Source organism: Rheinheimera sp. (assembly GCF_036568245.1).
Taxonomy (GTDB): domain Bacteria; phylum Pseudomonadota; class Gammaproteobacteria; order Enterobacterales; family Alteromonadaceae; genus Alishewanella.
The window spans coordinates 1-10,542 of sequence record NZ_DATCSY010000387.1; the positions used below are offsets into that span (position 1 = coordinate 1).

Annotated in this window: 13 protein-coding genes and 1 pseudogene; 6 read left to right on the forward strand and 8 right to left on the reverse strand. The window is 49.5% G+C overall.

Annotated features, from left to right (window positions below):
* A partial coding sequence (gene katG / locus VIN66_RS17345) for a catalase/peroxidase HPI (RefSeq protein ID WP_331925153.1) occupies nucleotides 1–1,547 on the reverse strand: 1,547 nt, incomplete at its 3' end.
* A gap of 258 nt (nucleotides 1,548–1,805) precedes the next feature.
* On the opposite strand from katG, the gene VIN66_RS17350 reads away from it, so the two are divergent.
* Nucleotides 1,806–2,285: an NYN domain-containing protein gene (locus VIN66_RS17350; protein WP_331925154.1), complete on the forward strand. Its 480-nt coding sequence runs from the start codon at nucleotides 1,806–1,808 to the stop codon at nucleotides 2,283–2,285.
* Between the two features lie 56 nt (nucleotides 2,286–2,341).
* Here VIN66_RS17350 and VIN66_RS17355 read toward each other — a convergent pair whose 3' ends face one another.
* Nucleotides 2,342–2,971 (reverse strand): glutathione S-transferase family protein, encoded by a 630-nt coding sequence (locus VIN66_RS17355; RefSeq protein WP_331925155.1) that lies wholly within the window; start codon nucleotides 2,969–2,971, stop codon nucleotides 2,342–2,344.
* Nucleotides 2,972–3,138: 167 nt separating this feature from the next.
* Here VIN66_RS17355 and VIN66_RS17360 point away from each other — a divergent pair, with 167 nt between their 5' ends.
* Complete coding sequence (locus VIN66_RS17360) at nucleotides 3,139–4,089, forward strand: YafY family protein (RefSeq protein WP_331925156.1); 951 nt, start codon at nucleotides 3,139–3,141, stop codon at nucleotides 4,087–4,089.
* 121 nt (nucleotides 4,090–4,210) lie between these two features.
* Here VIN66_RS17360 and VIN66_RS17365 read toward each other — a convergent pair whose 3' ends face one another.
* The gene (locus VIN66_RS17365) at nucleotides 4,211–4,933 is read right to left on the reverse strand and encodes a PEP-CTERM sorting domain-containing protein (RefSeq protein ID WP_134054177.1); all 723 of its coding nucleotides are present in this window, start codon (nucleotides 4,931–4,933) and stop codon (nucleotides 4,211–4,213) included.
* Between the two features lie 385 nt (nucleotides 4,934–5,318).
* A complete protein-coding gene (locus VIN66_RS17370; protein ID WP_331925157.1) occupies nucleotides 5,319–5,951 on the reverse strand; it encodes a LysE/ArgO family amino acid transporter in 633 nt (210 codons plus the stop codon).
* Nucleotides 5,952–6,010: 59 nt separating this feature from the next.
* Between VIN66_RS17370 and VIN66_RS17375 the strand changes: the two genes are divergently transcribed.
* Both VIN66_RS17375 and VIN66_RS17380 read left to right on the forward strand, forming a co-directional pair.
* Complete coding sequence (locus VIN66_RS17375; protein WP_331925158.1) at nucleotides 6,011–6,904, forward strand: LysR family transcriptional regulator ArgP; 894 nt, start codon at nucleotides 6,011–6,013, stop codon at nucleotides 6,902–6,904.
* 91 nt (nucleotides 6,905–6,995) lie between these two features.
* Entirely contained in the window at nucleotides 6,996–7,814 is an 819-nt protein-coding gene (locus tag VIN66_RS17380; protein WP_331925159.1) for a DUF417 family protein, read from the forward strand.
* A gap of 63 nt (nucleotides 7,815–7,877) precedes the next feature.
* Here VIN66_RS17380 and VIN66_RS17385 read toward each other — a convergent pair whose 3' ends face one another.
* From VIN66_RS17385 to VIN66_RS17395, 3 genes are read right to left on the reverse strand one after another with little or no spacing between them, the layout of a single operon-like run.
* The gene (locus VIN66_RS17385; protein WP_331925160.1) at nucleotides 7,878–8,090 is read right to left on the reverse strand and encodes a 4-oxalocrotonate tautomerase family protein; all 213 of its coding nucleotides are present in this window, start codon (nucleotides 8,088–8,090) and stop codon (nucleotides 7,878–7,880) included.
* Nucleotides 8,090–8,467, reverse strand: coding sequence for a nuclear transport factor 2 family protein (locus VIN66_RS17390; protein ID WP_331925161.1), 378 nt, complete (start codon nucleotides 8,465–8,467; stop codon nucleotides 8,090–8,092). Before VIN66_RS17390 ends, VIN66_RS17385 begins: the two co-directional genes overlap by 1 nt.
* Before the next feature lie 2 nt (nucleotides 8,468–8,469).
* Complete coding sequence (locus VIN66_RS17395; protein WP_331925162.1) at nucleotides 8,470–9,093, reverse strand: glutathione binding-like protein; 624 nt, start codon at nucleotides 9,091–9,093, stop codon at nucleotides 8,470–8,472.
* A 120-nt stretch (nucleotides 9,094–9,213) separates the two neighbouring features.
* On the opposite strand from VIN66_RS17395, the gene VIN66_RS17400 reads away from it, so the two are divergent.
* Complete coding sequence (locus tag VIN66_RS17400; RefSeq protein ID WP_331925163.1) at nucleotides 9,214–9,603, forward strand: helix-turn-helix domain-containing protein; 390 nt, start codon at nucleotides 9,214–9,216, stop codon at nucleotides 9,601–9,603.
* Between the two features lie 43 nt (nucleotides 9,604–9,646).
* Complete coding sequence (locus VIN66_RS17405) at nucleotides 9,647–10,231, forward strand: HutD family protein (RefSeq protein WP_331925164.1); 585 nt, start codon at nucleotides 9,647–9,649, stop codon at nucleotides 10,229–10,231.
* A 51-nt stretch (nucleotides 10,232–10,282) separates the two neighbouring features.
* On the opposite strand, the pseudogene VIN66_RS17410 reads toward VIN66_RS17405, so the two are convergent.
* A pseudogene (locus VIN66_RS17410) lies at nucleotides 10,283–10,542 on the reverse strand (ATP-dependent helicase); the annotation flags it as partial.

Genomic DNA, 10,542 nt, shown 5'->3' on the forward strand with positions numbered 1-10,542 from the left:
ACTTTTTTCAGCTGTGCAGGCTGATTAACTTCCCAGTCTTTCTGCGGTGCCAGCCGGACCCTGGCCCCATTGGCGCCACCTCTGCAGTCTGAACCGCGGAAGGTTGACGCGGACGACCAGGCGGTATAGACCAGTTCAGGCACTGTTAAACCTGATGCCAGTATTGCCTGTTTTAAGCTGGCGATATCGGCAGTATTGACCAGTTCATGGTTAACCGCAGGTACCGGATCTTGCCAGATTAAATCTTCCGCCGGTACTTCCGGCCCCAGATAACGGGATTTAGGGCCCATGTCGCGGTGAGTTAGCTTAAACCAGGCGCGGGCGAAGGCATCTGCAAACTCGTCAGGATTCTGGTGAAAGTGCTGTGATATTTTGCGATAGGCCGGGTCTTCCCGCATCGCCATGTCAGCCGTGGTCATCATGATGCCGACTTTTTTGCCGGCGATTTCTGCATCCGGCGCGTGGTCTTTTTCTGCCAGGTTCTTTGCCGCCCACTGATGGGCACCGGCAGGGCTTTTTGTCAGCTCCCAGTCATAACCAAACAGTACATCAAAATAGCTGTTATCCCACTGTGTTGGTGTGGGGGTCCAGGCGCCTTCAATGCCGCTGGTTATAGTGTCACGGCCTTTACCGCTTTTATAGCTGCTTAACCAGCCAAAGCCCATATCGTGCAAGGCGCCGCCTTCCGGCTCAACGCCCACATGGCTGGCATCGCCGGCCCCATGTGCTTTGCCAAAAGTATGGCCGCCAGCTGTTAGCGCCACGGTTTCATAGTCATTCATGGCCATACGCTCAAATGTATCGCGTATATCGCGCCCCGATGCAATAGGGTCAGGCTCACCGTCCGGCCCTTCCGGGTTGACATAAATTAAGCCCATTTGCACTGCTGCAAGCGGGTTTTCCAACTCTCTGTCACCGGAGTAACGGCTGTTTTCACGGTCGCTGGTAGCCAGCCACTCTTTTTCAGCGCCCCAGTATACGTCTTCTTCCGGCTCCCAGATATCGGCCCGGCCACCACCAAAACCGAAGGTTTTAAAACCCATGGTTTCCAGTGCTACATTACCGGCAAGAACGAACAGATCGGCCCAGGATAAACTGCTGCCGTATTTTTGTTTAACCGGCCATAACAAGCGCCGGGCTTTGTCCAGATTACCGTTATCTGGCCAGCTGTTCAGAGGCGCGAAACGCTGATTGCCGGTAGAGGCGCCACCACGGCCATCAGCGGTGCGGTAGGTGCCGGCTGCGTGCCAGGCCATGCGGATCATAAAAGGACCATAGTGGCCATAGTCTGCCGGCCACCAGTCCTGTGAGTCGGTCATCAACGTAGCTAAATCTTGCTTGACCGCAGCCAGATCAAGCTTTTTAAACGCTTCTGCATAGTTAAAGTCATCTCCCAAAGGGTTAGACTTCTTGTCATTCTGATGCAGTATTTTGATATTCAGCTGGTTTGGCCACCAGTCGATGTTCCTGGTACCCCGGCCTCCCACTTTGGTGTTACCGCCATGCATAACCGGGCATTTACCGGCCGAGCTGTTGTTATTGTCCATATATTACTCCTTGCAACCTTGGTTTTCACTGGGCCCATTGCATGTACCCGCTTTTGTTAATGCATAGACTATAGACCGGCAGAGAACAGTGCGAAAGCCAGTTTTGACTATCGTGCTAATCGTTTTTTCTGATTAAAATTTATAGCCTTAGCGCTTGCCTTACGGCGCACTGTCTGGCTGCACACATTCAAAATAAAAGATTGCCTCCCGGGGCGCTGCCGGTTAGCTTAGCGGTATCTTGGTAACGTAAGGCTTACTATGCGCAGCGTGACTATTCTGGTCGATGTACAAAATATCTATTACACCTGCCGTGAAGCGTATCAGCGTAATTTTGATTACAACGCTTTTTGGCGTCAGGTTAGCGCTGATCGCACTGTGGTGAAAGCTATTGCTTACGCGATAGATCGGGGTGATGAAAAACAGCGCCAGTTTCAGAATATTCTGCGTGCCATTGGTTTTGAAGTAAAACTAAAGCCCTTCATTCAGCGCGCCGATGGCTCTGCTAAAGGCGACTGGGATGTCGGCATAACAATTGATGCAATTGAATACGGCCAGCGCAGCGATGTGTTGGTACTGGCTTCCGGCGATGGCGATTTTGCTTTGTTGGCCGAAACCCTCATTACTAAGTACCTCACTGAAGTTGAGATATACGGCGTAGCAGGGTTAACAGCGCAGGCGCTGAGCAATGCTGCCAGCCGTTTTATTGCTATTGAAGAGCCCTTGCTATTACCAAAGTAGGCGTACCCATATAATCCCGACAGCTTTGCTGCTGCCGGGCGCTTCAAAGTGCCGGTTTATTGATGCTCCATCGTTTTGGCCAACGCATCATCAAGCTCTGCGGCGCGAATGTATGCCTCCCGCGTTTGTAATCGCTGTATATAATCAGTAAAAACGGGTCGTTTTTCTAAAGTGCCAAACAGCATACCCCAGCTGATATGGCTGCCAACATAGACATCTGCAGCTGTAAATTGCTCACCACACAAGTAGGGCCCGTTAGCCAGTGCTGTTTCTAACGCATTAAGGGTATCGTTGTATAAACCGCAGCCGACCGAGGTACAGTTGTCTCTGTCAAGGCGCCAGTTATAAGCTTTGGCGGTTGTGGCCATTTCCAGCGGGCCGGCAGCAAAAAACAACCAGCGATAATAGGTGCCGCGGTCACTGCTATCAGGTGCCGGCGCCAGGCCTTTATCCGCAAACTGATCGGCCAGGTAGGCGCATATAGCGGCGCCTTCAGTGACTACGGTATCGCCATGCTGAATGGCTGGTACTTTACCCATAGGATTGAGTGCCAGATACTGCGCCGATTTCAGATTGCCGCCAAAATGCATCAGTTCAACATCGTAAGGCAGGTTCAACTCTTCCAGCATCCAGCGGATGATGCGGCCGCGCGAGTTAGGGTTGGTATAAAAAGTTAATGGTTTCATCGGAGCTTTCCTTTTGACAGATGTTGTTATCAATCACGTAAATAGCTGTTTTTGTCGCTACCAGGTTAAGATAGAGTCTAAATAGGACAGATTGCGTCCTAATTATCGGTTATATTTTTAATATTATCGTGATAGCTGGAGCAGCCTGTGTTTAACCGGAGATCAGTATGAGCGGCCCAACCATTCGCGTCCTCAGTTTGCTGGAGCTGTTGCAATCGCATGCCCGCTTAAGCGGCAGCGAAATAGCGACGCGGCTGGGCGTTGATAAACGCACGGTGCGCCGTTATATCCGCGCGCTGGAAGATCTTGGCATTCCGGTAACAACAGAGCAGGGGCGTGATGGCGGCTATATGCTGGTCGCGGGCTTTAAGTTGCCGCCGATGATGTTTACCAATGATGAAACGCTGGCGCTGTCACTGGGCTTGCTGGCAGCTAAAAATCTGCAACTACCTGATACTGATACCGCTATCAGCAGCATTCAGGCCAAACTTGAACGGGTAATGCCGGCAAAACTAAAGTCACGCACCAGGGCCATCGCCGACAACATCAAGGTGATAATACCGGCGGCAGAAGCAGAAACATCAGGCCAACATTTGGCACCGCTGTTAGAGGCAATGGAGCAGCAATGTTCGGTCATTATACAGTATGCGGCTTATCAGCAATCCGTTGTCGCACGGCAGGTTGACCCTTACGGTTTACTGTTCCGTCTTGGCCGCTGGTATTTATGCGCATACTGCCATCTGCGCCGTGAACTGCGCACGTTCAGACTTGACCGGTTACAGCGTATCGAACGGCACCCACATCAGTTTCAGCGGCCAGCGGATTTTGATTCCGCCGAGTACTTCAACCGCAGTTTATTTGACATGCCGGGTAATCTTGCTGTGCAGATAGTATTTCATACTGACAAACAGACCGCCGCGCAGGTAATAGGCCTTACCGCTTCTATGCTAAAACCCCATGCTGATGGATTACTGCTAAATAGTCGCACCGACAGCTGCCTGCATCTGGCGCAGTGGCTTAGTCAGTTACCTTTCGATTTCAGTATTATCGAACCGCCAGAGCTGAAACAGGCGTTAAAACAGCAGGCAGGCCGTTTAATGGCAATAGCGCAGCAATAAGCTAAGGCTTATTTCTACAGATATCATGGTGGCCTCTCTAATGTGGCCAGATGTTCACTGTTTTCAGGCATAAAAAAGCGCGAAATCATCCGCGCTAAGGTACATGTATTGCCACCTTGTATCAGGTGCGTTTTCTAAATCCGGCACAACCGGCAAGACCTAGCACCAGAATAGCTATACTGGCAGGCTCTGGCACTGGCGTTGTGCCGGGAGTCACTGAGCCAAAGGTAATATCATCAAAAGCTATCTGATCTGCAACGCCAGCAAATGAAACAGATTTAGCTATTCCCTCAAAGCCTACACCTATTGCAAAGAAAGGGCTGAAATCACCATTCGGATCACCGCCATCAGACGGCGTGATGGCAATAAATAATGTCGCAAGCAAGTTGCCGGTACCGCCTATATCATCCCACACACTGACAGAACCGGCATTATTGACCGCACTATAAAAAAAAGAAAAACCAGTATCAAAGCCGGCAGCAACATTCATAATAGCTTCGGCACCGCTAAGAAAAAACATAACGGTATCCGGGCTGGGTTCGCCACCAAAGTTACCGCTTCCGCCGGCATCTATATCTTGTATAGCTAAGGTATTACCAGAAAATTCAATGCCATAGTTAGGGCCTGTGTTACCATTTTCACTGGTGCCACCATTATAAAACCCTCCAATAGACTCCAGATCATCTAAGCCCTCGAAGTCTAATACAATGACATCTGCCTGGCTAAAGCTGGTGATGAATAGTGCAAAAATACACAATAGTTTTTTCATTTTTTTCTTCCCTTTGAGTTGATAACGAGAAGCACCTTCACTGCTGCGCTCAGTCAGCTGCTTAGCATTAAACATTCCATTTTAAATAAATATTTGTTTTAGTTGCGGATCCTTTCTTTTAGCCAGCCTGTAACGGCGTTTGATGTTAATTATTCTGACGATAAAGAGAGTACGGTGTTAATAATGGTGCTAAATCTACAAAATGCAGAGGTTCTGATTTACCTGAAAAAATAATTGCCGGTGTTAAATCCAAACGAATACCGCCAGGCATCTAAGTTCCAGATTAACTCACTGGAACCAAGATGATGCTTAAACTATCAGCTTTACAAAACTTTTCGCTGCTGTGTTGCAGCGTCCTTGTTTCAGCAAGTCTCTGTGCTGCTGAACGGCCTGCTGCTTCTGAGCAACTTTCATTGCAAGACGAACTTAAGATAAAGGACGCTGAGTTTTTAACACTGATTCAGGCCAGCGTAATTAACTGCCAGGCCATCAGAGTCAGAATTGCGGCAATGCCGGCGTCAAAAGCCCGCCAGCGACGCGCTGAACTGAGTAACCGCCGAAGCCTGGGGGCAAAGGCTGTTAAACTGCCAAACCACAAAACTGAGCCAAGGCAGGCCCCTAAAGCAAACATAACAGGCGTGTTTTGTACCGCGCCTATGCTGCCCAGCAGCACCACAGTATCCAGATAAACATGCGGATTTAACAAGCTTATCGCAATAGCTTGTAGTGCTGTTATTTGCCAGCTGCGCTTTACGACCTGTTGCGTATTCAGGCCCGAGCTACCGTTTGCCGCACGTTTTGCGGCAGCAAAAGCCAGATATAGCAGCATGGCAACGCCGCCATACGTCAGGTAAGGCATCAAATTCGGCAACAACTGTTTTACCTCTGTAGCAGCGTATACACCGAGCATAATGAGGGCGGCATCACACAGCATGCATGAGAATGCTATAGCCAGACGGTTTGCGCCGGCCATGCTTTGGCTGAGCACCCAGATATTCTGCGCGCCTATGGCGATAATCAGGCTTAGCCCTAGCAGTAACCCACTGGCGAATGACTCCACTTTTGCTCCGCTGCTGTGATGAACGTCTTGCATTTTAGTGCAGTGTTTGCATTAATCTAATGAATAATAAATTGGTATCATGAGAAAAAATCATGATTAACTATCAGCAACTGGAAGCGCTGCATGCCGTTATCAGCGAAGCCGGTTTTGAAAAAGCGGCGGCAAAATTATTTATTACCCAATCAGCAGTTAGTCGTCGTATTCAGCAGCTGGAATTATTGCTGGGTGAACCGGTATTGGTGCGCAGCCAACCGCCCAAAGCCACTGCTGCAGGGCAGCGTTTGCTAAACCACTTGCAGCAGGTCATGCAGTTAGAAGTCGCCCTGGGGATCAATGCGTTAAACGCACGTTATAGTGATGATGCGCCGCTGACCGTGCGACTGGCAACCAATGCCGACTCACTCGCGACCTGGCTGCCAGAAGCTTTGGCACTGCCACACGCTGATATTGACGGTACACTGCGGTTTGAACTGGTGGTGGAAGACCAGTCGGTTATTTTAAAACGGATGAAAGCCGGCGAGGTCATGGTGTGTATTTCATCCACTGCCGAACCGGTAAACGGTGGGTTGGTAAGTCCGCTGGGCGCTTTGCGTTATCAGGCTTTAGCCAGCCCGGTGTTTATTCAGCGCTATGGTTCTGCCGTGGGCGCTGAGTTAGCAAAAGTACCTTGTCTGGTGTTTGATGAACACGACAAACTGCAACACCAGTTTTTACACGAATTAGCACAGTGTGAGCCAGAGTTTGTCCATTACTGCCCATCCCCTGAGGGCTTTAAACAAGCCATGATTGCAGGCCTCGGCTACGGCTTGTTACCGCAAATTCAACTGGGGGATTCGATAGCCAAAGGTGAGCTGGCGCTGTTTAAACCCGGTTATGCGCTGGATACACCACTGTACTGGCACTACTGGCAAACCGAAAGCCCGCAATTAAAAGCTTTGCGCAAACATGCACTTAAAGTCGCTGCAAAATATCTGGTGCAAGGGTAAGTCACGCAAAGTATTACTGCAGCAGCTGAAATAAAACGGTGCTTGTGCCGTTCTTATCCGTCGGTTTTAACGGCCTGACAATGAGGATACTATGCGACCGGCTATATTACTGCTTATCAGTGCTTCTCTGGTTTTAATAGCGGTAGCGCTATTATCCGGTGAAACAGGTTCAATTAAGGCGATTGCCAGCTTTTATACGCCAACGCCACAGCTGCTGCTGTTTGCAAAATTAACCGGAGCATATCTGCTGCTATGTGCTTTGGTATGTTTGGCAGCGCTACGTGAAGTTCGTTTACAGAAGGCTGCCGCACTATTGCTGCTTGTTCCCTCGTTTATTGCGTTAGTGTCATTGTCTGGCAGCCATCAATATATGGCTGCGCTGGGCGGTTTTCCAATTCTTGGCTCAGGTCAGGGCGTAATTAAGTTCGCAGCATTGTTGGTGTTGGCGTCATCATTGTGGCGCTGGCAGCACGCCGGAGCCACTGAACGTTTCTGGCTGAACTATGTGCCTGTGGCCTTAGTGCTGCTGTGGATTGGCGGCATGAAGTTTTTAACGTTTGAAGCCGAGGGTATAGTGCCGTTGGTTGAAAGCTCACCGCTGATGAGCTGGATGTATCAGCTGTGGTCGGTGCAAACAGTATCAAATATTATCGGTGTTTTCGACTGGCTGGCGTTGCTACTACTGGCCGCAGGATATTACTGGCGTGGGGCATTTTATCTTGGCTTCGCCATGTGTTTAGCTGTGTTCCTTACTACACAAAGCTTTTTATTTACTTTTACACCGGCGTGGCAGGCTTTTACTGTACTCAGCAGCAGTGGAGTGTTTTTAGTTAAAGATCTGTGGTTTATCGCCAATATGCTGCTTATTACACAGGCGTTTAACACAAGGACAATTCTGGCATCGCACTGAGCAGTGAAACAGAGGCAGTAACAACAGACACTATACGGTCTGATGTTACTGCCTGCGGTAAAACTAAGCTGAACCTGACAAGCTGTTACGGTATTGCTCGACAGGCAAACCACCAATACCCCAGTTGTCTAATGCTACCTCGTCAATGACGACAACCGTGGTCGCGGGAGATTTATTGAGTACGTCCACCAACAACTGCGTTACGCCCTGAATTAACGCCGCTTTTTGCTCGGCGGTTACGCCTTCACGCGTTACCTTTATATTTACATATGGCATTACTCGTCCTTATTTTTTTCGATATGAAAAATCTTGCTGATAATTTGCCAGCGGCCATTAGTGCGCACCATGCTTAGCAAATCAACAAAGTGTCGCTGACCAATGCTACAACGCACGCGGGCAAAAGCTGTGTTATCTCCGGCAAATTCGATGGCATCAATAACATCATGCCTGTTATCGCCGCGCGCTGCGCCGCTCTCCCGTTTTGACAACACATCACGATACGTTGCCATATCCCGCTGCAGCAACGGCGTTTCATCTGCGGTGGCATACACTGCACCGGGGTGAAATACCTCGTCAAACAGGCGCATATCGCAGCTGTACAGTAAATCGAAATAACGCTGCAGTAACTGCTGTATCTCAGCAAAGGCGGCCATGGTTACGCCTCCTGCTTTAACAAACCTTCGGCAATCAACGCCTGTTCTACGTTTGGATCGGCGTTGAATAACTGACAAAACGCCTGCACATTGGGCCACTGCTCGAGTGATACGCCAATATATTTAGCCCAACTTAAAATAACGAAAGCGTAAATATCGGCCACGCTCATCTGCTCGCCTAACAGGTAGGGGGAAGTATGCGCCAGATGTTGTTCCAGATAATCTACCCGGCGTGCCAGTTTTTGCAGGGCTAGCTTACGCGCATCGCCATCTAATGTTGTACCACTAAAAAACGGGCTGAAGCATTTATGCAGCTCAGACGATAAAAACGACAACCACTCTCTTAAGCGCACCCGCTCAAGGGTGCCTTGCGCCGGAGCCAGTTTCGCTTCAGGCTTGATATCGGCCAGATATTCCAAAATGGCGGTGTTTTCGGTGATCACCACTCCAGGCTTTACTTCCAGCGCCGGGACATAGCCCTTGGGATTAATGTCTGCATACTGCTGACCATGCTCAGTTAATCCCTTTGCAGTATCAGTGCGGTCTAACGTAAACGGAATAGCCAGTTTGTGCAGCACAATATGGCTTGCTAATGAGCAAGCGCCCGGTTTGTAATACAGTTTCATATTGAAGTTCCTGAAGTTGACTGAAAGCATAATTATGATAACCATAGGAGAGTAGATTACTAGAAGTAACTTTGTTCTGCGCGTAAAATCGGGTTACCGCCAAGAAACCTGGTAACTGCTATGTCACTGAAAGTGAGAAAGAATAAAAGCCCCACGCCGCCAGAGCCCTGTATGCTAACCGAGTGTCTGGCGGTATTTGCCGGAGCCTGGGCGCCGAATGTGATTTGGTGTTTACGGGCTGGCCCGCGCCGGTTTAACGAATTGCGTATCGATATTCCGCCAATTTCAGCCAAGGTACTGTCGACCCGTTTGGCCGAGCTGACAGAGCGCGGTGTGATTTGCCGTCATGTTCGTGAAACCTCGCCGCCATCAGTAGAATATGAACTCACTGAGCTTGGGCATGAATTTATCCCTGCGCTGGATACTATTGTCTGTATTGGCCACAAGCTTAAAGCCAGCGGTAAGCTGCGAAGCAATACCGGTAATAATGATGTTGTGGCGGGTATATGATGTCAGCAACAATTGAAGTGCCTGAGTGGTTTAAGGACGTAACTTGAGTATTCAAATTATTACACCGCAGCAGTGGCAAACCCAGCGCTGGCAAAATGGTGGTGGCATTACCCATCAGCTATGCCGGAAAGACGATGAGCAGGGCCTGTTATGGCGGGTATCTGTGGCTGAAGTCGCGACTGACGGGCCATTTTCCCGCTTTGATAATATAGACAGAGTTATTATGTTGCTGGCAGGTGCAGGCTTTAGCCTTATGGGCGTCGGTGATAATCCGCAACTGCTTGCTACGCCTCTTGCACCATTCTCGTTTGCAGGTGAAACGCCCATTCATTGCAGTTTGATAAATGGTGCTGTGCGCGATTTTAACCTGATGACAAGGCGCGGTGCGTTAACAGCATCACTTGAGGTGTTAACGCTAAACAGCGAAGCGCAACTATTGCCACTTGGTGGGCAAACAATAATTTTTGTAGCAAAAGGCGGCGTAGAAGCTGCTGTTAACGGCCAGCGTTTTACTTTAGACACGGAGCACAGCCTGCTGCTAAGCAATGAAAAAGGCACTTTGCAGCTAAGTGCCAGCAACGCAGCGAAGGTAGTATTTATTCGGTTGGATGCGGCGACAGAGCGCTAAGCAAGATAACGGCGCTGTTGCCAACGCCGTATCCGGATAAGCTTTAAGCGCCTATTTCGCCCGACGCGGTTTGGCCTTCGGCGCTGCTTTGTTACTGCGTTTTAGCTCAATCTGCGTTTCACTGGCTTTGTTAGCGCGGCCGGCTAGTACCTTACGCGAAATACTCTTTAGCAGTGACTCGCGGTTGCTGACTTCAAAGCCCGGTTTCACTACACGTTTGATATCGCTGCCAATCAGCTTTTGAATGCGCTTTAAGGTTTGCTCTTCTTCGCGGCTGACAAAAGATATTGCATTGCCTTTAGCGCCGGCGC